20 protein-coding genes are annotated in these 22,711 nt (G+C 55.6%); 14 read left to right on the forward strand and 6 right to left on the reverse strand.

The window, feature by feature from the left end; genetic code table 11:
* Positions 1-64: 64 nt before the first annotated feature.
* A complete protein-coding gene (rtcR, locus tag K7R23_RS07915) occupies positions 65-1,642 on the reverse strand; it encodes an RNA repair transcriptional activator RtcR (protein WP_012907723.1) in 1,578 nt (525 codons plus the stop codon).
* Between the two features lie 193 nt (positions 1,643-1,835).
* On the opposite strand from rtcR, the gene K7R23_RS07920 reads away from it, so the two are divergent.
* Entirely contained in the window at positions 1,836-3,062 is a 1,227-nt protein-coding gene (locus tag K7R23_RS07920; protein WP_024132958.1) for an RtcB family protein, read from the forward strand.
* Between the two features lie 4 nt (positions 3,063-3,066).
* Positions 3,067-3,852, forward strand: a complete 786-nt coding sequence (locus tag K7R23_RS07925) for a nucleotidyltransferase domain-containing protein (protein WP_024132957.1) — start codon at positions 3,067-3,069, stop codon at positions 3,850-3,852.
* Positions 3,853-3,903: 51 nt separating this feature from the next.
* Here K7R23_RS07925 and lysC read toward each other — a convergent pair whose 3' ends face one another.
* Positions 3,904-5,253: a lysine-sensitive aspartokinase 3 gene (gene lysC / locus K7R23_RS07930; RefSeq protein ID WP_012907720.1), complete on the reverse strand. Its 1,350-nt coding sequence runs from the start codon at positions 5,251-5,253 to the stop codon at positions 3,904-3,906.
* A 314-nt stretch (positions 5,254-5,567) separates the two neighbouring features.
* Here lysC and pgi point away from each other — a divergent pair, with 314 nt between their 5' ends.
* From pgi to K7R23_RS07985, 11 genes are all read left to right on the forward strand, one after another.
* A complete protein-coding gene (gene pgi / locus K7R23_RS07935) occupies positions 5,568-7,217 on the forward strand; it encodes a glucose-6-phosphate isomerase (protein ID WP_012907719.1) in 1,650 nt (549 codons plus the stop codon).
* Positions 7,218-7,612: 395 nt separating this feature from the next.
* Positions 7,613-7,855, forward strand: coding sequence for an exopolysaccharide production protein YjbE (yjbE, locus tag K7R23_RS07940; RefSeq protein WP_012907718.1), 243 nt, complete (start codon positions 7,613-7,615; stop codon positions 7,853-7,855).
* Between the two features lie 98 nt (positions 7,856-7,953).
* Positions 7,954-8,589 carry a YjbF family lipoprotein gene (locus K7R23_RS07945; RefSeq protein ID WP_012907717.1) on the forward strand — a complete coding sequence of 212 codons (636 nt, stop codon included), beginning with the start codon at positions 7,954-7,956 and terminating at the stop codon, positions 8,587-8,589.
* Positions 8,586-9,323 carry a capsule biosynthesis GfcC family protein gene (locus K7R23_RS07950; protein WP_012907716.1) on the forward strand — a complete coding sequence of 246 codons (738 nt, stop codon included), beginning with the start codon at positions 8,586-8,588 and terminating at the stop codon, positions 9,321-9,323. Before K7R23_RS07945 ends, K7R23_RS07950 begins: the two co-directional genes overlap by 4 nt.
* Complete coding sequence (locus tag K7R23_RS07955) at positions 9,323-11,419, forward strand: YjbH domain-containing protein (protein WP_012907715.1); 2,097 nt, start codon at positions 9,323-9,325, stop codon at positions 11,417-11,419. Before K7R23_RS07950 ends, K7R23_RS07955 begins: the two co-directional genes overlap by 1 nt.
* 162 nt (positions 11,420-11,581) lie before the next feature.
* Positions 11,582-11,992, forward strand: a complete 411-nt coding sequence (gene psiE / locus K7R23_RS07960) for a phosphate-starvation-inducible protein PsiE (RefSeq protein WP_012907714.1) — start codon at positions 11,582-11,584, stop codon at positions 11,990-11,992.
* Between the two features lie 140 nt (positions 11,993-12,132).
* The gene (locus K7R23_RS07965; RefSeq protein ID WP_042622896.1) at positions 12,133-12,453 is read left to right on the forward strand and encodes a PTS lactose/cellobiose transporter subunit IIA; all 321 of its coding nucleotides are present in this window, start codon (positions 12,133-12,135) and stop codon (positions 12,451-12,453) included.
* A 72-nt stretch (positions 12,454-12,525) separates the two neighbouring features.
* Entirely contained in the window at positions 12,526-14,178 is a 1,653-nt protein-coding gene (locus K7R23_RS07970; protein WP_232796122.1) for a PTS transporter subunit EIIC, read from the forward strand.
* Positions 14,175-15,221, forward strand: a complete 1,047-nt coding sequence (locus K7R23_RS07975) for an oxidoreductase (protein WP_012907711.1) — start codon at positions 14,175-14,177, stop codon at positions 15,219-15,221. Before K7R23_RS07970 ends, K7R23_RS07975 begins: the two co-directional genes overlap by 4 nt.
* Positions 15,218-16,081 (forward strand): DUF7916 family protein, encoded by an 864-nt coding sequence (locus tag K7R23_RS07980; protein WP_012907710.1) that lies wholly within the window; start codon positions 15,218-15,220, stop codon positions 16,079-16,081. Before K7R23_RS07975 ends, K7R23_RS07980 begins: the two co-directional genes overlap by 4 nt.
* 39 nt (positions 16,082-16,120) lie before the next feature.
* Positions 16,121-16,825, forward strand: a complete 705-nt coding sequence (locus K7R23_RS07985) for a GntR family transcriptional regulator (RefSeq protein WP_012907709.1) — start codon at positions 16,121-16,123, stop codon at positions 16,823-16,825.
* Positions 16,826-16,879: 54 nt separating this feature from the next.
* Here K7R23_RS07985 and xylE read toward each other — a convergent pair whose 3' ends face one another.
* Positions 16,880-18,355 (reverse strand): D-xylose transporter XylE, encoded by a 1,476-nt coding sequence (gene xylE / locus K7R23_RS07990; RefSeq protein ID WP_012907708.1) that lies wholly within the window; start codon positions 18,353-18,355, stop codon positions 16,880-16,882.
* An 11-nt stretch (positions 18,356-18,366) separates the two neighbouring features.
* Between xylE and K7R23_RS07995 the strand changes: the two genes are divergently transcribed.
* Positions 18,367-18,726 carry a hypothetical protein gene (locus K7R23_RS07995; protein ID WP_148222106.1) on the forward strand — a complete coding sequence of 120 codons (360 nt, stop codon included), beginning with the start codon at positions 18,367-18,369 and terminating at the stop codon, positions 18,724-18,726.
* Here the strand turns inward: K7R23_RS07995 and malG are convergent.
* The 3 genes from malG to malE form a co-directional block, all read right to left on the reverse strand.
* A complete protein-coding gene (malG, locus tag K7R23_RS08000) occupies positions 18,692-19,582 on the reverse strand; it encodes a maltose ABC transporter permease MalG (protein WP_012907707.1) in 891 nt (296 codons plus the stop codon). The genes K7R23_RS07995 and malG overlap by 35 nt on opposite strands.
* A 155-nt stretch (positions 19,583-19,737) precedes the next feature.
* The gene (malF, locus tag K7R23_RS08005) at positions 19,738-21,282 is read right to left on the reverse strand and encodes a maltose ABC transporter permease MalF (protein ID WP_012907706.1); all 1,545 of its coding nucleotides are present in this window, start codon (positions 21,280-21,282) and stop codon (positions 19,738-19,740) included.
* 116 nt (positions 21,283-21,398) lie between these two features.
* Positions 21,399-22,589 carry a maltose/maltodextrin ABC transporter substrate-binding protein MalE gene (malE, locus tag K7R23_RS08010; RefSeq protein WP_024132954.1) on the reverse strand — a complete coding sequence of 397 codons (1,191 nt, stop codon included), beginning with the start codon at positions 22,587-22,589 and terminating at the stop codon, positions 21,399-21,401.
* Between the last annotated feature and the right edge of the window lie 122 nt (positions 22,590-22,711).

A 22,711-nucleotide genomic window follows, 5' to 3' on the forward strand; every position in this document is an offset into this window, starting at 1 on the left:
TTGTTTATCGCGGAAGCGTTTAATATTCAAACAATTTATGTTTGCTGGCGGAAAAGTTCGGATTTTACGTGCTGCGGATACTTTCCCAGCTCAGGCCAAAACGCGCCAGATACTTACGCAGGCGGTCAGCGTCGTTGGGGTTGGTTTTTTTCTGCCGGGAGACGGCAAACAGTTCGCGTCCGGCTTCAGACAGCGAGGCGCTGCGGCGACAGACCTCCAGAACCGTCTCTAACTGACAGCGATCGAACAGATCCAGCGTCATATCCCGTTCAGGCTGCGAGTCGGTGACCTGCCAGCTCGCTTTCAGCAAAGCAATTTCTTCTGCAACCAGATCCGTCGTTATGCGGCCCTGTTCGGCCAGCGTCGCCATTCGCGCGACGGATGAACTCAGTTCACGAAAGTTGCCGCGCCACGCCGCCTGCGCTGAGCAGGCAAACGCCAGATAGCGTTCGCGCGCCGCTTTGTCGAAGCGGATCTGGCTTTGTCTGCTGCGGGAAAAACGCTGTAGCTCATATTCAATGTTCGGCGCTATATCTTCCCGGCGCTGCGCCAGACCCGGCAGGGCAAAGCTCCACATATTAATACGCGCATAGAGATCTTCGCGGAAGCGGCCCTCTGCGACCCATTCTGGCAAATTGCGATGCGTGCCGGCGATCAGTTGAAAATCGCTGCGCGCTTCTTTATCCGCGCCAAACGGAAAAAAGGTTTTTTCTTCAATGGCCTTCAGCAGCATCGCCTGCTCGTCCAGCCCCAGTTCACCAATCTCATCAAGAAACAACACCCCGCCGTCAGCTTCGCGTAACAGCCCGGCACGCGGCGTCAGCGCGCCGGTAAATGCCCCCTTCACGTGACCAAACAGCGTGGACATCGCGTTGTCGCCGCGTAGCGTCGCGCAGTTCACCGCGACCAGTTTCCCGGCCACCAGATGTCGCGACTGGCGGAGTTGATAAATACGTTTTGCGAGGAAGGATTTACCTGCCCCCGTAGGTCCGGTGAGCAGGATGGGATCGCGGGATCGCAGCGCGACGCGCTCAATACGGTCGATGAGTTTGTTGAACGTGGCGTTTCGCGTGTCGATCCCCGCTTTCAGGAAAGAGACGGACGCCTGCTGTTCGCGCTGAAAGCGACTGGTCAATGTGGCATAGCGGCTTAAATCGAGGTCGATGACCGAACAGGTTCCGGCGGCGATCGCCTCTTCCGGCGTGCCTTTCGGCGCTGGCCCGGTTTGCAGCAGGCTGGCGGGCAGGTAGCGGGCCTCAGTCAGCAGAAACCAGCAAATTTGAGCGACATGGGTGCCGGTGGTGATATGCACCAGATACTCTTCGTTTTCGGTATCGAATGGATAGCGGGTCGCGAAATCGAGAAACGCCGCGTACACCTCTTCAAAATCCCACGGATCTGCGATGGCAATCGCGTGCGGACGCACCTCGGTATGCGGCGAGAGCAGGTGAATATCTTCCGTTATCTGCTGGCACATCCCGGTATCCCGTGGCTGATGGATAAGCTCCAGCCTGTCTACTGGAAAATCCGGCTGCTGGCATAAACCTACCGTCGGACGCCATTTCTTCATACGGTTGGCGCGCTTACCGCGTTTATCCAGCACCGTTCCCAGTACGCCAATCACTACCCGCCGCTTTTGCATGATTTATCCTGAAAGATAAAAGCTGAGAGTAAAAGATAAAAAATATCTTCGGGTACTGCAATTCATGCTTCGACATAGAAAAATAATCAGATAAAAATCAAACAATTAAATGTTCGCTTCGGCGTTTATATTTTTGGCACGCTTCTGGCACTACGCTTGTATCAAGATGCTGAAAGGCGAGAAGGAACAGAAAATGCAGCAGAAAGCGTATGAGCGGTTAGTTGTGCCGGACGCCGCGCCGGTAAAAATGTGGACCCGCGGCGTACCGGTAGAGCCGGAGGCGAGGGAGCAGCTTCTGAACACGGCAAGAATGCCATTTATTTTCAAACATCTGGCGGTCATGCCGGATGTGCATTTGGGAAAAGGGTCGACCATTGGCAGCGTGATCCCAACCAAAGGGGCGATTATTCCGGCGGCGGTAGGGGTGGACATTGGCTGCGGAATGATCGCCGTGCGGACTTCGCTGCTGGCGGGCGATCTGCCGGATAATCTCAGCGGACTGCGTAGCGCCATTGAACAGGCGGTGCCACACGGGCGCACCAGTACGCGTTCCCGGCGCGATAAAGGCGCATGGGAAACGCCGCCGGAGGAAGTAAGCGCTCACTGGGGACAGTTGGCGCCGCGCTTTAAGCGTCTGACCGACAAATATCCGCAGCTGCTGAAAACCAATAATCATCAGCATCTGGGGACGTTAGGAACCGGTAATCACTTTATCGAAGTGTGTCTGGACGAACAACAGCGGGTGTGGGTGATGCTGCACAGCGGTTCGCGCGGCGTAGGCAACGCGATTGGCAACGTTTTTATCACCCTTGCGCAGCAGGATATGCAGCAGCATATGGCGAATCTGCCGGATAAAAATCTGGCCTATTTCCAGGAGGGAAGCCGCCACTATGACGACTATATCGAAGCGGTGGAGTGGGCGCAGGATTTCGCCCGGCATAACCGGGAAGTAATGATGTCCCGCGTGCTGGCGGCGCTGTCGCGTATTGTGAGTAAACCGTTTTTAACCCGGCAGGAGGCGGTGAACTGCCACCACAACTATGTGCAAAAAGAGCGACACTTTGGGGAAGAGGTGCTGGTGACGCGCAAAGGCGCGGTGTCGGCGCAAAAAGGCGAGATGGGGATTATTCCCGGTTCAATGGGGGCGAAAAGTTTCATCGTGCGCGGACTGGGCAATGAGGAGAGTTTCTGTTCATGCAGCCACGGCGCGGGAAGAACAATGAGCCGAACGGCGGCCAAAAAACGCTTTACCATTGCCGATCACATTCGCGCTACCGCTCACGTGGAGTGCCGGAAAGATAGCGAGGTGATCGACGAAATCCCGATGGCCTATAAAGACATTGATGCAGTGATGGCGGCCCAGTCTTCGCTGGTGGAAATCGTACATACCCTTCGGCAGGTCGTGTGTGTAAAAGGATAATAAAATGGCTGAAAATACGGTGAGCCGCGCGATGCGTGAACGCGTCGTGCGGCAGCTCAGGGAGGTTGAACATCGCTTTGGCGTCAGGGTGCTGTACGCCTGTGAATCCGGCAGCCGCGGCTGGGGATTCGCGTCACCGGACAGCGATTATGACGTGCGATTTTTGTACGTTCATCCGCCGCAGTGGTATCTGCGCGTCGACGCGCAGCGCGATGTTATCGAGCTGCCGATAGATGATGAACTGGACGTTTGCGGCTGGGAATGGCGTAAAGCGTTGGGTTTGCTTAAAGGCGCTAACCCGACGCTTATCGAATGGCTGGATTCACCGGTAGTGTACCTTGAGGATAAGGCAACGGTTTCCACGCTGAAGTCTCAGGTTCCCCGCTGGTTTTCTCCACTGCGGGCGCGCTGGCATTACTACTCAATGGCGCGAAAAAATTTTCGCGGCTATCTACAGGGTGACAGCGTTCGGCTGAAAAAGTACTTCTACGTTTTGCGTCCTTTGCTGGCGGTGCGCTGGGTGGAGGCGGGTAAAGGCGCGCCGCCGATGCGTTTTGCCGAGCTGCTGGCAGGCAGTGAGCTGGAGGGGGCTTTGCGGCAGGAGATAGACGAACTGCTGGAACGCAAACAGCGCGCCGGAGAGGCCGAATATGGCCCGCGTCGTCCGTTGCTGCATGGGTTTATTCTGGCAGAACTGGCGCGAGGCGAAATCCCGCCCACGCTGCCGGACAGCCGGGAAGGAGATATTAACGCGCTGGACCGGTTACTGTATGAGACGGTAATGCAATGAACAGGGCCGATGGCGCAAGCGCCATCGGCCCTGACGGATATGTAAACTCACTTACTCAAACAGGTTCTGATGCAGCTTCTGCACCACCTGCTCGGCTTCCGCGCCCGGCACCAGGAAGCACAGGTTATGGCTGGAGGCCCCGTAGCAGATCATGCGGATATTAAACGGCTCCAGTACGCCGAACACCTCTTTGCCGACGCCGCAGGCTTTCGACAGATCGTTGCCAATCAGCGCCACCAGCGCCAGTCCTTCTTCCACCTCAACGCGGCACAGCGCGGAGAGTTCCATCAACAGCGATTGCGTCAGCAGGGTATCGCCGGTGGAGGTGGAACCGGTGGTGTCCAGCGTCAGCGCCACGCTCACTTCGGAGGTGGTAATCAGATCGACCGAGATATTATGGCGCGCAAGAATGCCGAACACTTCGGCCAGAAAGCCGCGCGAATGCAGCATATTCAGGCTGTGCAGGGTGAGCAGCGTCTGCTTGCGGCGCAGCGCCAGCGCGCGGAACAGCGGCGGGTTGTCGGTTTTGTTGCACACCAGGGTGCCGCCTGCTTTTGGCTCTTTACTCGAACCGACAAAGACCGGAATATCGCTGCGTACCGCGGGCAGAAGGGTCGCTGGATGCAGCACTTTCGCGCCGAAGGTTGCCATTTCCGCCGCTTCTTCAAAGGCGATTTTGTCGATCCGCTGCGCGGCGGGCACCACGCGGGGATCGGTGGTGTAGATGCCCGGCACGTCGGTCCAGATATCCACGCGCGTCGCCTGCAACGCTTCGGCCAGCAAGGCTGCCGTGTAGTCGCTACCGCCGCGTCCCAGCGTGGTGGTGCGCCCTTTGCTCTCGCTGCCGATAAAGCCCTGGGTGATGATCAGCCCCTCATTCAGGCGCGGCGCCAGCTGTAAGGTTGCCAGTTCCGCCAGCGCCGCGACATCCGGCTCGGCGCGACCAAAGCGATCGTTAGTGCGCATGATTTTGCGCACGTCGAACCACTGCGCCGCCACGTCGCGCTCGCGCAGGATCTCGACAAACAGCAGGGTGGACATCAGCTCGCCGTGGCTGACCAGCTCGTCAGTCAGCGCGGTAGAGGTGGCCAGCGAGGCGGCTTCCGCCAGCGTGGTAATATTCTCCAGCAGGCGCTCGATCTCTTCGCGAATGACGTTCGGGTAGCGCAGGCGTTCCAGAATATCGAACTGAATTTTGCGGATGGCGTCGAGTTTTTCGAAACGCGCCAGCGGCTCCAGACCTTCCGCCAGGGCGACCAGCAGATTGGTCACGCCCGCTGAGGCGGAAAGCACAACTACGCGAACGCTGGCATCGGAAAGCACCACGTCGGCGCTACGGTTCATGGCATCAAAATCGGCTACGCTGGTACCGCCAAATTTGGAGACGACTAGCTCTGTCATAACAACCTCGTGTCAGGGAGTGTGAAAGCGACCATGGCACAAAGGCAGAACAGAAACCGGTGCAGGCGCAAAAGCAAATTCAAAACTGTATTTATAAATAAAATGAGCGGCCTGGGCTGTCAACGCCGGGATTATGCGGATTTTTTATGCTGAGTTTATGCTCAGAAACAGCGCTTATAACAACTATACTTTCTGGTGCTTTGAATCTCGCATGAGCCGGGGCCAGGGCAACGGCACTAAAACAATCACACTTTTCTCTGTCTGGCGTTACAATCGATCCCAGTCACAATTCTCAAATCAGAAGAGTATTGCCAATGAAAAATATCAACCCAACGCAGACTTCTGCCTGGCAGGCGCTACAGAAACATTTTGACGAAATGAAAGACGTTACCATCGCGGATCTGTTCGCGAAGGATAGCGACCGTTTTAGCAAGTTCTCCGCGACGTTTGACGATCTGATGCTGGTGGATTACTCCAAAAACCGCATCACTGAAGAGACGCTGGCTAAGCTGCAGGATCTGGCGAAAGAGACCGATCTGGCGGGCGCCATCAAGTCCATGTTCTCCGGCGAAAAAATTAACCGTACCGAAGACCGCGCCGTACTGCACGTGGCGCTGCGTAACCGCAGCAATACCCCGATTCTCGTTGACGGCAAAGATGTGATGCCGGAAGTCAACGCGGTGCTGGAGAAGATGAAAACCTTCTCTGAAGCCATTATTTCAGGTAGCTGGAAAGGCTATACCGGCAAAGCGATTACCGATGTGGTCAATATCGGCATCGGCGGTTCCGACCTCGGTCCGTTCATGGTGACCGAAGCGCTGCGTCCCTATAAAAACCATCTGAACATGCACTTTGTTTCTAACGTTGATGGTACGCACATCGCCGAAGTGCTGAAAAAAGTGAACCCGGAAACCACCCTGTTCCTGGTGGCTTCCAAGACCTTCACCACCCAGGAAACCATGACCAACGCCCACAGCGCGCGCGACTGGTTCCTGAAAACCGCCGGTGATGAACAGCACGTGGCGAAACATTTTGCCGCGCTCTCTACCAACGCGAAAGCGGTTGGCGAGTTCGGCATTGATACGGCCAACATGTTTGAATTCTGGGACTGGGTCGGCGGTCGCTACTCCCTGTGGTCGGCGATTGGTCTGTCGATCATCCTCTCTGTGGGCTATGACAACTTTGTGGAACTGCTCTCCGGCGCGCACGCGATGGATAAGCACTTCTCCACCACCGCGCCAGAGAAAAACCTGCCGGTGCTGCTGGCGCTGATTGGTATCTGGTACAACAATTTCTTCGGCGCTGAAACCGAAGCGATTCTGCCGTATGACCAGTATATGCACCGCTTTGCAGCTTACTTCCAGCAGGGCAATATGGAATCTAACGGCAAATATGTTGACCGTAACGGCAACCCGGTAGATTACCAGACTGGCCCGATTATCTGGGGTGAGCCGGGCACTAACGGTCAGCACGCTTTCTACCAGCTGATTCACCAAGGCACCAAAATGGTTCCCTGCGACTTTATCGCCCCGGCGATCACCCACAACCCGCTGTCGGATCACCATCCGAAGCTGCTGTCTAACTTCTTTGCCCAGACTGAAGCGCTGGCGTTCGGTAAATCCCGTGAAGTGGTTGAGCAGGAGTACCGCGATCAGGGTAAAGATCCGGCAACGCTTGAGCATGTGGTGCCGTTCAAAGTGTTCGAAGGCAACCGTCCGACCAACTCGATCCTGCTGCGTGAAATCACCCCGTTCAGCCTGGGCGCGCTGATTGCGCTGTATGAGCACAAAATCTTCACCCAGGGCGTGATCCTGAACATCTTCACCTTCGACCAGTGGGGCGTGGAGCTGGGCAAACAGCTGGCGAACCGCATTCTGCCGGAGCTGAATGATGATAAAGAAATCAGCAGTCATGACAGCTCAACGAACGGGCTAATCAACCGCTATAAAGCCTGGCGCGCCTGATAAGCCATTTCGCCGCCATCCGGCAAAAAGAAAGTAAAGTCATAAAACAAGCCGATATTTATATCGGCTTTTTTATAAGATAAATCCGCTTGTCCACGTCATTGCGCATATTGCTGTATTGAGCTTAATCCTAAAATAATGAATAACCATAAATTACCGCCGTGTTATTTTAGGAAAATACGGATGTTAATTCTTCACTGGTAAAATATTAACCTTTTGATTTTTATATATAAATATATTTATCCAAAAATAAATAATTCCGCAAAGGTCCAATTATCCTAAAACCGCCTCGTTATTCAGAGCTGGCGTAATCCGCATGCTTTAGTTGTGTATACTCGATCCCGCCCGAAACTCTTTTGGGTAAATCTCCATTCATTCAATGAAGGGAAATTGTTATGAAAAAAGTTCTGTATGGCATTTTTGCCATATCTGCGCTTGCGGCGAGCTCTGTCTACGCAGCCCCGGTTCAGGTGGGTGAAGCGGCAGGTTCGGCGGCGACGTCGGTGTCGGCGGGCAGTTCCTCCGCGACCAGCGTCAGCACCGTAAGCTCGGCGGTGGGCGTCGCGCTGGCGGCGACCGGCGGCGGTGACGGTTCCAACACCGGGACCACCACCACCACGACCACCAGTACCCAGTAACACCGGTACGCTTTAAGCATAACCACACTTCGGTGTGGTTATTTTAGCTGTAGGTCGGGTAAGCGCAGCGCCACCCGACAACCATGCGGAGAAGAGTCGTGAAGCGACCTGGAATCATCCTTATTTGCCTGCTGTTACAGGCATGTTCAGCCACCACCAAAGAGCTGGGCCATTCTCTGTGGGACAGTCTGTTCGGCACGCCCGGCGTACAGCTGACGGACGACGATATTCAGAATATGCCCTACGCCAGCCAGTATATGCAGCTTAACGGCGGGCCTCAGCTGTTTGTGGTGCTTGCTTTCGCCGAAAACGGGCAGCAGAAATGGGTGACTCAGGATCAGGCCACCCTTGTGACGCAGCATGGTCGCCTGGTGAAAACGCTGCTCGGCGGCGACAACCTTATTGAAGTCAATAATCTCGCTGACGACCCGCTTATCGCACCCAACCAGATCGTCGACGGCGCTACCTGGACCCGCACAATGGGCTGGACCGAACACAAGCAGGTTCGCTACGCCACCGTGCGCTCGGTCTTTACGTGGGATGGCCGCGACACGGTAAAAGTGGGCAGCGATGAAACGCCCGTACGCGTGCTGGACGAAGAGGTGACCACCGACCAGACGCGCTGGCATAACCGCTACTGGATCGACAGCGAAGGGCAAATTCGCCAGTCGGAGCAGTATCTTGGCGCGGGATTTTTCCCGGTGAAAACCACGCTGATCAAGGCGGCAAAATGATGAAACGGACACTTTTCGCGCTGCTTATCAGCCTGAACGCCGCGTCGGTTTTTGCCGCCGGCACCGTAAACGTCTTTATCGCCGGGACGCCGCAGGCTAAAACGCTGACCGGCGCGGAACGCCTTATTGATCTGGTGGGACAGCCGAGGCTGGCGAACAGCTGGTGGCCGGGGGCGGTGATTAGCGAAGAACAGGCGACCGCGGCGGCGCTGCGCCAGCAGCAGGAACTGGTCGCGCGACTGGCGGCGCTGAGCGCCGGAGAGAGCGGCGATGACGCGGCCGCCATTAACGCCCTGCGCCAGCAGGTGCAGGCGCTCAGAATCACCGGCAGGCAGCGGGTGAATCTCGATCCGGACGTGGTGCGCGTCAGCGAGCGCGCAAATCCGCCGCTACAGGGAAACTACACGCTGTGGGTGGGTCCGCAGCCAGCGGAGGTCACCCTGTTCGGTCTGATGAGCCGTCCGGGAAAATTGCCGTTTATGCCGGGGCGCGACGTCGTCAGCTACCTCGAAGGGCAAAGCCTGCTCAGCGGCGCGGATCGCAGCTACGCATGGGTTATCTACCCTGACGGACGCAGCCAGAAAGTGCCGGTCGCTTACTGGAACAGGCGTCACGTTGAGCCGATGCCCGGCAGCATTATTTTTGTGGGGCTGGATGATGCCGTCTGGAGCAGCGAACCGGATGCGCTGAACGCCGACATTCTTCATACCCTGACGCAGCGGATACCCGAGTAATGAAAAAAATACATCTGCTCAGCTTACTGGCGCTGGGCATCAGCGCGGCCTGTCATGGCGAAACGTACCCGGCGCCCATTGGCCCCTCGCAGTCTGATTTCGGCGGCGTGGGGCTGCTGCAAACCCCGACCGCGCGCATGGCGCGTGAAGGGGAGCTAAGTCTTAACTATCGCGATAACGATCAGTACCGTTACTATTCGGCCTCGGTGCAGCTGTTTCCCTGGCTGGAAACCACGCTGCGTTACACCGACGTGCGTACCAGACAGTACAGCAGCGTGGAGTCCTTCTCCGGCGATCAAACCTACAAGGATAAAGCTTTCGACCTGAAGCTGAGACTGTGGGAAGAGAGCTACTGGCTGCCGCAGGTGGCGGTGGGTGCGCGGGATATCGGCGGTACCGGTCTGTTCGATGCCGAATATATCGTGGCGAATAAAGCCTGGGGGCCGTTTGATTTCTCGCTCGGCCTCGGCTGGGGCTATCTCGGCACCAGCGGCAACGTAAGCAACCCGCTCTGCTCGGTCAGCGACAAATACTGCTATCGCGATAACAGCTATCAGCAGGCCGGTTCCATTGACGGCAGCCAGATGTTCCACGGCCCGGCGTCGCTGTTTGGCGGCGTCGAATACCAGACGCCCTGGCAGCCGCTGCGCCTGAAGCTGGAGTATGAAGGCAATAACTATCAACAGGACTTTGCCGGCAGGCTGGAGCAGAAAAGCAAGTTTAACGTCGGCGCCATTTACCGCGTCACCGACTGGGCCGACGTTAACCTCAGCTACGAGCGCGGTAATACCTTCATGTTTGGCGTCACCCTGCGCACCAACTTCAACGATCTGCGTCCGACTTACAACGATAATGCCCGACCGAAATACCAGCCGCAGCCGCAGGATGCGATCCTGCAACACTCGGTGGTCGCCAGTCAGCTTACGCTGCTGAAATACAACGCCGGACTGACGGACCCCAAAATTCAGGTGAAGGGCGATACGCTGTACGTCACCGGCGAGCAGGTGAAATACCGCGACTCGCGGGAGGGGATCGAACGGGCGAACCGGATCGTGATGAACGATCTGCCGGAGGGGATCCGCACGATCCGCGTTACCGAAAACCGTCTTAACCTGCCGCAGGTGACCACCGAAACGGACGTCGCCAGCCTGAAGCGCCATCTGGAAGGGGAGCCGCTGGGGCACGAAACGCCGCTGGCGCAAAAACGCCTTGAGCCGGTGGTTCCCGAAAGCACCGAGCAGGGCTGGTATATCGACAAGTCGCGCTTTGCCTTCCATGTCGATCCGGTGCTCAATCAGTCGGTGGGCGGGCCGGAAAACTTCTACATGTATCAGTTAGGGGTGATGGCCACCGCCGACCTGTGGCTGACCGATCATCTGCTGACCACCGGCAGCCTGTTTGGCAACCTCGCCAACAACTACGACAAGTTCAACTACACCAATCCGCCGAGCGACTCGAAGCTGCCGCGCGTGCGCACCCGCGTGCGTGAATACGTGCAGAACGACGTGTACGTCAACAACCTGCAGGCCAACTACTTCCAGTACTTCGGCAACGGTTTCTACGGCCAGGTCTATGGCGGCTACCTGGAAACCATGTACGGCGGCGCGGGGGCCGAAGTGCTTTATCGCCCGGTAGACAGCAACTGGGCGTTTGGTCTGGATGCGAACTACGTGAAACAGCGTGACTGGCGCAGCGCGCAGGATATGATGAAATTCACCGATTACAGCGTGAAGACCGGGCATCTGACGGCTTACTGGACGCCGTCGTTCGCGCAGGATGTGCTGGTAAAAGCGAGCGTTGGTCAGTATCTGGCGGGCGACAAGGGCGGCACGCTGGATATCTCTAAACGCTTCGACAGCGGCGTGGTGGTCGGCGGTTACGCCACGCTCACCAACGTGTCGCCGGACGAGTACGGGGAAGGGGATTTTACCAAAGGGATCTATGTCTCCATTCCGCTGGATCTCTTCTCCTCAGGCCCGACCCGCAGCCGCGCGGCGGTGGGCTGGACGCCGCTGACGCGCGACGGCGGTCAACAGTTGGGACGTAAATTCCAGCTGTATGATATGACCAGCGATAAGAACATTAACTTCCGTTGATGCTTCACGCCGGGCGGCACTGCGTTTGCCCGGCCTACGATTTTGTAGACCCGGTAAGCGCAGCGCCACCGGGCGAACACGCCAAACATACACAAAAAATATAGATCTCCGTCACATTTTTGCGTTATACAGGAACCTCGCCACTGAGAAAGAGGTGCTGTTATGACGTCACTATCTCGTCCGCGCGTGGAGTTTATCTCCACCATCTTACAGACCGTGCTGAACCTGGGCCTGCTGAGTCTGGGGCTGATCCTGGTTGTCTTCCTCGGCAAAGAGACGCTGCATCTGGCCGATGTGCTGTTCGCCCCTGAGCAGACCAGCAAGTATGAGCTGGTGGAAGGGCTGGTGGTCTATTTTCTCTATTTCGAATTTATCGCCCTGATCGTTAAGTATTTCCAGTCAGGTTTTCACTTTCCGCTGCGCTACTTTGTCTATATCGGGATCACCGCGATTGTGCGGCTGATCATCGTCGATCATAAATCGCCGATGGATGTGCTGATCTACTCGGCGGCGATCCTGCTGCTGGTGATCACGCTCTGGCTCTGTAATTCGAAACGGCTGAAGCGGGAGTAGCCTGCGGGAAAGCGTAAAATGTGATCTATATAGATTTAATTTAAAACTATATGGTTTTAAATGCGTGCCATGAAACCTGAGTGCGGTGAGGGATCTCACCAGAGGTGGATGTATTCATTCACATTTCATGGAGAGCGCAAATGTTTAACGAAACAAGCTACGAAGAGTTAGTGATGGGCCTTATTGTTAATGCCGGTCAGTGCAAAAGCTGCGCGTTTAAGGCATTGCAGGAGGCCCGGAAAGGCAACTATCCTGCATCCTCTGAACAGATGGAGGCATCAAAACAGGCGGCGAAAGCGGCTCACGCCATCCAGACCAGACTCATTGAATATGACGAAGGGGAAGGAAAAATACCGGTTCACTTAATTATGGTCCATGCTCAGGATCATTTAATGACGGCGATGCTTGCTCAGGAGCTTATCCAGGAAATGATTGCGCTGAATTTCCCGGACATTCGTTAATCCCCTCTTTGACAGGAATCAGGTATGTTTCAATCCTCACTATTGGGGCGGATCACTGACGCCTCGCAGAAAATGGCCGCCGAGGTTCATTTACGCAGTTTGCGCGATAGTTTTATTATTGCGGTACCTTTCCTCGTGCTGGCAGGATTATTTATCATGCTCAATTATGTCATTTTTGACACGAATGGCATGCTCAGCAATCTGTTATCTACGGAAACCTTGCTCCGCTTACGTAATATTGGCGAGCGCATCCTTAACGGGACCATGAATATATTATCACTGATGTTAGTGATATTGGTTGCGTATCATATTGCCAGTAAGAAAAAGCATCACACGCCGGTTATTCCGGCGATGGTCGCGCTGGCGGTTTTTTACGTCCTGATGCCGGTAGAAACCACGCAAACGCTGGCAAATGGGCAGGAAATAAAACAGACCGGTATTGTGCCCTATGCGTATACCAATGCAGGCGGCGTATTCCTGGCGATCTTAACGGCGATACTGTCGACCAGGCTGTTTTTATGGATTTCGAAAAGCAAGAGGCTACAGATTCGCCTGGGCGATGAAGTTCCGCCAATGGTAGTGCAGTCCTTCCAGGCGATGTTTTCGATTATGCTGACCATCGGCCTTTTCGCGCTGCTGGCTTTCGCGGTGAATACGCTTGGCCACACGGAGGTTCAGGCGCTGATACAGACGCTCATTCAGGCGCCGCTGGTGCATTTAACCACCAACCTGCCCGGATTTCTGACGCTGACCACTTTAACCAATATCCTGTTTTCGCTGGGGATTCATCCTGGCGGGATTATCAACCCCGTGCTTGAGCCTCCGCTGCTGGTCGCCATGCAGGAAAATATGGCGGCTTTCGCCAGCGGGCAGGTTCCGCCGCATATCATTGTGCTGCCGTTTCGCGATCTCTATGGTCATATGGGCGGTACGGGAAGCACGCTGGCCCTGCTGCTGGCCGTTTTTATCCGCAGTAAATTGTCCAGCCATCGTAAATTTTCCCGCACGGTGATTGCCCCCGGCGTATTTAACATCAACGAGCCGGTCATTTTTGGTTTTCCGGTACTCTATAACCCGTTGATGATGATCCCGTTTATCCTCTATCCGCAAATTAACTTTATCATCGCCTATTTCGCGACCTCCTGGGGATGGGTGTCAAAAATTGTCGCCTACGTCCCGTGGTCAGTTCCGCCGTTTATTTCCGGATGGCTGGGGTCCGGCGGCGATTTCCGTAACGTTATTTTGCAGGCGGTTTTACTGGCGCTGGGGGTGGTGATTTATATGCCATTTTTACAGGCTTATGAAAACGCCATCATGAAAAGCCGGAATGAAAAAGTAATTGATGAACTGGCTGCCGCGCCAAAAGAAGAAACGACCCTTGACAGCCCGGCGGATATTCATCTGCTGGACGGCAAAACCATTATTCTTGCCTGCAACGAGGGTATGTCCACCTCATTAATGGCGTCGAAGATGCGCAAATATACCGAGAGCCAGAACTGTACGTTAACTATCTATGCGGTTAACGCCGGCAGGCTGGCGCAGGAGTATGAGCAAGCGCAGCTGATATTGCTCGGACCACAGCTCGCTTATCTTCAGGAGACGATCGCCCAGGATATTAACCATCATTGCCCCGTGGCGCCGATCGATCCCCAGCACTTTAGCAAACTCGATGGACCCGCAGCGGTTCAGGCTGCCTTAACCTTCTTTATTAAGGAAAAATCATGATCAACTGTGCTTATATTGGTTTTGGTAAAAGCGCCACGCGCTACCATTTACCTTACGTTTTGTTGCGTAAAGATAAATATCACGTCAAACGTATCTTCGATATTCAGCGTAAGCCGGAGCTCGAAGCCAGCGCGCAATATCAGCATATTGCCTTTACTTCCGATCCCGACGATATCCTGAACGACAGCGAGATCCAACTGGTCATTATCTGCACCCACCCTGACAGCCATTATCAGTACGCGAAAATGTGCCTGGAGAAGGGCAAAAATGTGATGGTGGAAAAGCCCTTCACCACCACGCTGGAGGAGGCCAGAACGCTGTTTGCGCTGGCGCGGGAAAAAGGCTTAACCGTCACGCCCTTCCAGAACAGACGCTTCGACAGCTGCTTCCTGACCATGAAGCAGGCTATTGAAAGCGGCAAGCTGGGCGATATTGTCGAAATTGAGAGCCATTTCGACTATTTCCGCCCGCAGGCGGAAACCTGTCCGGGCAGCGACTTCAACGGCGCGTTCTATGGTCTTGGGGTGCATACGGTTGATCAAATACTCTCGCTGCTCGGGCGGCCACAGCAGGTGGGATACCATCTGCGCAAGCTGAGGAACCCGCTTAACCCTGACGATACCTTTGACGTGCATCTCTATTACGGCAAGACGACCGCAATTGTCAAAACCAGCCATCTGGTTAAAGTCCCCGGACCACGGTTTATCGTGCATGGCACCAGGGGATCGTTTATTCGTTACGGTATCGATCAACAGGAGACCAGCCTGAAAGCGGGCATCATGCCGGGCGATCCGGCATTTGGCGAGGATCGGGAAATGGCGGTGCTTGAGTATGTGAACGCTGCCGGTGAGTCCGTCCGCGAGACGCTTGCGGCGGTGCCGGGGGACTATGGTCGCGTTTATGATGCGCTGTTCTGGACCCTGACCACAGGAAAAGCGAATTACGTCAGCGAAAACGAGGCGTTGACCAACCTCGAAATTCTCGAAGCCGCATTTCGCCAGCCGTCGCCAGCCGTGGTGACGCTTGCCACGGAGGCGTCATGATGAAACGGATCCTTAACTGTCGGGCCAGCGACTTTTGTCTGCCGGTCATGGGCGACGAACTGCGTGAAGCGATCGTCGCCAGCGAAGGGCGGGTGATTATGGCCGAGGTCGCCGTGCAGGCGCCGCCGCTGTTCGCCGAAGTCACCAATGCTGAACTGCTGTGCGCATTTGGCGCCGATTTGCTGTTGCTGAAGGGGATTAACTGCCTGCATCCGGTACTTAACGGCGGTGATAGTCGGTTTGGCGACGATCCCATCACCCAGGTAAAAGCGCTGACCGGGCGCTTAACCGGCGTCAGTTTTGAGGTGCTGGCAGAGAAAGCGTCTCCATCGCCCAACGCTTTCCTGCTCGCGCATTTTCACGCAATGGCGCACGCCGATTTCTTCTGCCTGACCGGGTACGACAAACTCGGCGTCACGGCTGAACGCATGTGTCAGGCGATTGAACAGCTCCGCGCGCAAACCGACAAACTGATACTGGTGGCTAAGTTCTCTACGGCGGGGCTGGCGCAGCCGGAAGAATATGTCAGCTATATCAGAGCTGGCGCGCATGGCGTTATTTTCTCTGCGCCTGGCGGATGCCGCGGCGCGGCGGAGGTGAACGTCAGGGAGATCGTCCAGGCGGTGCAGGCGTGCGGCGGTCTTGCCGTCACCACCCTGAGCAGTAGTCAGGAAGGGGCGGATTGTGCTACGGTGCGCGAAATTGGCCTCGCCAGTAAGCGCTGCGGTAGCGATATGCATAATTTTGGCGACGCCGGCGTGGCGGGCATGGCCGATCCGCAGGCGCTCAATGCGCTGTCGGTCGCTATTCGGGGGCGACGACATACCTGGGTGCGAATGGCGGCTTCGCTGTCCCGATAAATTTTTCCGGCCCCGTAAGGGGCCGTTTATGGAGGGTTTATGCCGAAATATATGGACATCTATCACAAGGTGCGGCACCGCATTGTGGCAGGCGTTTACGCTCCGGACAAAAAGCTTCCCGAAGGAACCCGCCTTGCCGCAGAGTTTGCCTGTAGTGAATTAACGGTCGCCAAAGCGCTGGATCTGCTGGTCAGAGAAGGGCTGGTATTACGCAAGCGCGGGCTGGGATCGTTTGTTAAGCGCCAGGTTTCCGCCGCCAGCAATTCCCATTTAATTGGCACTGCACAGCGTTGCGCCAGCTACGGTAAGACGTTATCGACGCGGATAGAGCAGTACGCCGCTGTACCGGCAAATCAGGACATCGCGCAAAAATTACAGATACCGGAAGGCGAGCTGGTGCATGAAATTCAGCGGGTGCGTATCATTGACGACCTGCCGTCGATTATTGAGTATACCTGGATGCCGGTTGCTCTCTTCCCTCATCTCAACCTGAGCCATATTCAGCACTCTATCTATGCTTACCTCACCCACGAACTGGGGCACACAATCCACAGCGCGCATATGACGGTCACCGGGCTGAACGCCAGCGAACAGGAGCGACAGTGGCTGAAATTAAGCGAGCCGACCATTTTGATTCAGGTAGAGCAGACGGCTTTCCTGGATAACGGCAGACTGTTCGAGTACTCCCGCGCCCGCCATCTCTGGCATACCTTTAATTTTGAAACCGACTACGTGCGCGTATAGGAAGTATCAGACGAGAAAAGGCGGCCCGCAGGCCGCCTGTAAAGAGAGAGCGGATTAAAGTGCCGTCGCTTCCGGCGCTTTTTTCTCTGCGCTCACCCACAGCGCTTCCAGCTCTTCCAGCGTTTTGCCTTTGGTTTCCGGCACAAACTTCCACATAAACAGCGCTGCCAGCACCCCCATGCAGCCGTAGATCCAGTAGGAAAAACCGTTGTGGAAATGGGCCACCAGCCACGAATTTTTGTCCATCATCGGGAAGGTCCAGGAGACAAAGTAGTTTGCCAGCCACTGGGCGGCAACGGCGATAGCCAGCGCTTTGCCGCGGATGGCGTTGGGGAAGATCTCCGACAGCAGCACCCAGCATACCGGCCCCCAGGACATGGCGAAAGCGGCGACGTAGAACAGCATCGACAGCAGCGCGACGATACCTGGCGCCTGGGTATAAAACGCGGTGCCGAGGCTGAACATACCGATCGCCATGCCGAGCGCGCCGATAATTTGCAGCGGCTTACGGCCAAACTTATCCACCGTCATAATGGCCAGTACGGTGAAGCTCAGGTTGATTACGCCGACAATAATGGTCTGCAACAGGGCGACGTCGGTGCTGGCGCCCAGCGTCTTAAAGACCTCCGGCGCGTAGTAGAGCACCACGTTAATGCCGACAAACTGCTGAAAGACGGACAGCATAATACCGATGACAATCACCCCCACGCCGAACATCAGCAGACGACCGCCGGTTTTGCGGCCATGCTCCAGCGACTGATGTATCTCCTGCACGGCCTGGGCGGCGAGCGTCGACCCCATGATTTTGCGCAGCACGCCTTCCGCCTGATCCTGCATGCCGCGCGCCATCAGCCAGCGCGGGCTTTCCGGAACGGTATACAGCAGCAGTAAGAAGAGCAGCGCGGGAATGCACTCCGAGGCGAACATATAGCGCCAGCCGTTGGTATTAAGCCAGGCGGCGTCGCCGGATTTGGCAATAAAATAGTTAACGCAGTACACCAGCAGCTGGCCGAAAATAATCGCGAACTGGTTAAAAGAAACCAGTTTTCCGCGTATTGGCGCAGGGGCCATTTCGGCGATATACATTGGCGACAGCATTGACGCTAACCCGACGCCGACACCGCCAATGATTCGATAAATAACAAATTCGGGGACGTAACCGGCTAAATAAACGGGGACGGTATTATCCGGGTTGATGCTGGTGAACCCTAATTCCGGCCATGCGGAACCCACGCCGGAAATAAAGAACAGCAGGGCGGCGATTTTCAGCGAGTCGCGTCGGCCAAAGCGGTTGCTGCAATAGCCGCCGATGGCCCCGCCGATGATGCAGCCGATCAGCGCGCTGGCGACGCAGAAGCCGAGCAGCGAGTTGGCGGCGGATTCACTTAAATTTTGTGGCGCGACAAAGACGGTATTTAATGACTCGACGGTACCGGAAATGACCGCGGTATCGTAGCCAAATAATAGCCCTCCTAATGTTGCGACTAATGTAATCGAAAAAATATAGCGGGAATTATATTGGGTATTCATTCAGACCTGCCTTGGACGATACAGTTCTTTTTATCAGTGTCGATGATGGTGGGTTTTACAGGAAGGCAAAACAATTATCATTTTTTACATTGCAGTTATGTTATATCTTTTCTGTGATCTTAATTGCGTTTGCTTGGCGGCAATGCCTGGGTGGAAATAAAAATGCAGTGACCGTGAGCACGAAAGAAAATAATCGTAACGGCATTATCAAATATCATAAAAAAAAGGCGCTCCAGGGAGCGCCGAATTGCAGTCACAAGTTGAATAAATACACATTGAGGGTGCAGTGGCATTGCCCGTTGCCGGGCAGAGTTAACACAGGTACTTCGATGAAACTTAACCTTTCACACCGCCTGCCGTCAGGCCGTTAACCAGCCAGCGCTGCGCCAGCAGGAACACCAGAGTGATAGGGATAGCGGACAGCACGGCCGCCGCGGCGAAATCGCCCCACAGGTAGTTTTGCGGGTTGAGATACTGCTGCATCCCTACCGCCAGGGTGTAGCTGTTAACGTCACGCAGCAGCAGTGAAGCGACCGGCACTTCGGTAATGGCGGCAATAAACGACAGGATAAACACCACCGCCAGAATCGGCACCGACAGCGGCAGCAGCACCAGGCGGAAGGCCTGCCACGGCGTGGCGCCATCCAGCGCGGCGGCTTCTTCCAGCGAACCGTCGATGGTTTCGAAATAACCTTTGATAGTCCAGACATGCAGCGCGATACCGCCAAGATAGGCGAAGATCACCCCGCCGTGGGTGTTCAGGCCGATAAACGGAATATACTGGCCGAGGCGATCAAACAGAGCGTACAGCGCCACCAGCGACAGCACCGCCGGGAACATCTGGAAAATCAGCATCCCTTTCAGCAGCGTGGCTTTGCCCGGAAAGCGCATACGGGCAAAGGCGTAGGCGCAGGTGGTGGAGAGCGCCACGATGCCGATGGCGGTAATCCCGGCGATCTTCACCGAATTCCACAGCCATAACAGCACCGGGAAGGGAGGCGGCGTGACCCGGCCATCAGCATGTTCTACGCTGAAGCCCAGCGCCAGCCGCCAGTGCTCCCAGGAGATTTTTTCCGGGATCAGGCTGCCGGTGGCGAAGTTGCCTTCACGTAATGAGATGGCGATAACCATCAGCAGCGGGAACATAATTGCCGCGATAAAAATCAGCAGCCCTAAGTGCGTCGTGAGAAGGCGTAACTTTTGAGATTTCGGTTGGACCATAGCCATATTTTTCTTCGCTCCTTAACACCGTTCCAGGCTATTTTGCTTGCCATTTTGAACGCTGGCAGTGCTCAGAATCCTCACGTACTTCGTGTACGCTCCGGTTCTTGCGCGCTGGCAGCGCCCAAACTGGCTGCGCCAATAACGCCTGGTGATTCCAGTTAGTCGAATTTCATTCGCGTGGCTTTCAGGTTAACGATAGCCAGCGCGCCTACCAGCAGGAAGATCAGCGTGGCAATCGCCGCCGCCAGGCCGAAGTCCTGTCCGCCGCCGCCCTCAAAGGCGATGCGGTAGGTATAACTGACGAGCAGGTCGGTATAACCGGCTGGCGTGGTGGTGCCGAGGCGGTCCGGACCACCGTTGGTCAACAGCTGAATCAGTACAAAGTTATTAAAGTTAAAGGCGAAGCTGGCGATCATCAGCGGCGTCAGCGGCTTAATCAGCAGCGGCAGCGTAATTTTAAAGAAGTTCTGGAACGGGCCTGCGCCGTCCATCGCCGACGCTTCATACAGGTCGTCCGGTATCGCCTTCAGCAGCCCCATGCAGAGGATCATCATATACGGATAACCCAGCCAGGTATTGACGATGATAATCATCGAACGCGCGGTCATGGGGTCGCTGAACCAGGCCGGTTTAATGCCGAACAGCGCGCTCAGCATCATGTTGATCTCACCAAAGCTCTGGTTAAACAGGCCTTTGAAAATCAGAATCGAGATAAATGACGGGACGGCATACGGCAGAATGAGCAGTACGCGGTAGATCGCTTTGCCTTTCAGCGATTCCCACTGCACTAGGCAGGCCAGCACCATGCCGACCGCCACGGTGAGGATCACGGTGAGCACCGAGAACACCACCGTCCAGACGAAGATAGCGAAGAACGGTTTCTGAATGCCTTCGTCGGTAAAGACGCGGGTGAAGTTATCCCAGCCGATGGTCACGGTATAGCCCGGACTGAGCTTTTCATCGCCCCAGTCGCCGTCAGCGGTGACGGACTGATAAAAACCAATATCGTTATTCGGGCGGTACTGCACGCCGCTCTGGTTATTGGTCAGGGTGCCGTCGTCGGCCAGGGAGTAGAGCGGTCGCGTGCCGGAAAACTGGCGCAGCGAGCTCATGATCACTTTGCTCTCATCCGGCAGCACGGCGGTGATCTGGTTCAGCGCCTGACGGTTCTGAGTGATGACGCGCAGGCTGGCGCGTTCGCCTGCGGGCAGGGCATCCGCTTCTTTCAGCTGAATTTTCTGCTCGCCGCCAAATTTGAAGGCGTCAGAAAGATAGTATTTGCCGGTATCGCCATCGGTCAGCGCCAGCTGCCACTCGTCATCCACCGGGTATAGCCCAAAATTATAGGCTTTACCTGCCTGATAAGAGCGGTCCAGCAGGACCTGCTGCGCGCGTTCCTGCGCCAGCTGGTTGGTGCTGCTGTAGTTGGTAAACGCAATAGCGATGGTGCAGATCAGCGGAAACAGGACGAACAGTCCCATCCCGGCCATTCCCGGATAAACATAGCGCCAGGCGTAAGCTTTACGTCTGGCGAAAATATAGAGGCCAACCGAGCTTAAAATCAGCGTCATGATGGCGAACAGGTACTCCCCCTGGGCGTACATTAAAACGACAAGATAACCTACCAGCAGAGCCAGCAGACCAATCACTGACCATTTCAGCGTGTCGCTTTGCCACCAGTATTTCTTTTTAACGACATCCATGGGGTTCTTCCTCTACAACGGTGAAAACTTATCGTCAGGGGCGCTCTGCTTACCTGACCTACGGTTCGAAACCGTAGTTGTAGGGCGGGTAAACGAAGCGCCACCCGCCGCTTTACTTACTTGGTGATACGGCCTTGTGCATCCTTCAGCGCAGCGTCTACGGTCTGACGGCCGCTGGCGGCGTTGATCACTGCCGTGCGCACCGCATACCAGAAGGCGGACATCTGCGGGATATTCGGCATGATTTCACCTTTCTGGGCGTTATCCATCGTGGCGGCGATGCGCGGATCTTTCGCTAACTGATCCTGATAGGATTTCAGCGCCACCGCGCCCAGCGGTTTGTCCTTGTTGACGTCCGCCAGACCCTCATCGGTCAGCAGGTAGTTTTCGAGGAACTCTTTCGCCAGCTCTTTGTTCGGGCTGGCGGCGTTAATACCCGCGCTCAGTACGCCGACGAACGGTTTCGATGGTTTACCTTTAAAGGTCGGCAGCAGGGTCACGCCGTAGTTCACTTTGCCCTTGTCGATATTCGACCACGCCCACGGCCCGTTAATGGTCATCGCCGTTTCGCCCTTGTTAAAGGCCGCTTCGGCGATGGAGTAATCGGTATCCGCGTTCATGTGTTTGTTTTTAATCAGGTCGACCAGGAAGGTCAGACCGGCCTTCGCGCCCGCGCTGTCGACGCCGACGTCTTTCACGTCATATTTGCCGTTTTCAAATTTGAAGGCGTAACCGCCGTCGGCGGCGATCAGCGGCCAGGTGAAGTACGGTTCCTGCAGGTTGAACATCAGCGCGCTCTTACCTTTCGCCTTCAGCTCTTTATCCAGCGCCGGGATCTCTTCCCAGGTTTTCGGCGGGTTCGGCACCAGATCTTTGTTATAAATCAGCGACAGCGCTTCGACCGCAATCGGGTAGGCGATCAGCTTGCCGTTATAACGCACCGCATCCCAGGTAAATGGATACAGCTTGTCCTGGAACGCTTTGTCCGGGGTGATTTCAGCCAGCAGGCCTGACTGCGCGTAGCCGCCGAAACGGTCATGCGCCCAGAAGATGATGTCCGGGCCGTCGCCGGTCGCCGCAACCTGCGGGAATTTCTCTTCCAACTTATCCGGATGCTCAACGGTCACTTTGATGCCGGTGTCTTTCTCGAATTTTTTACCCACTTCAGCCAGGCCGTTATAGCCCTTGTCGCCGTTAATCCAGATAACCAGCTTACCTTCTTCAATTTTGGCAAGCGCCGGTGCCGAAATCATCATTGCTGCAAGGGCGGACAATGCGAAAACGCGTGCGCCAGTCTTGATCTTCATATCTGCCATCCTTTTGGTGATGTGCTCGTGGTACGAATTCAGTGGTTCAACGTGCTCCAGTTTCCTTAATTGACATCCTCTTTCCATCATCCTTCCCCCTACGCCCCACGGTCGCTTTATGT

Origin of the sequence: Citrobacter rodentium NBRC 105723 = DSM 16636, assembly GCF_021278985.1 — a bacterium.
GTDB lineage: Bacteria > Pseudomonadota > Gammaproteobacteria > Enterobacterales > Enterobacteriaceae > Citrobacter_A > Citrobacter_A rodentium.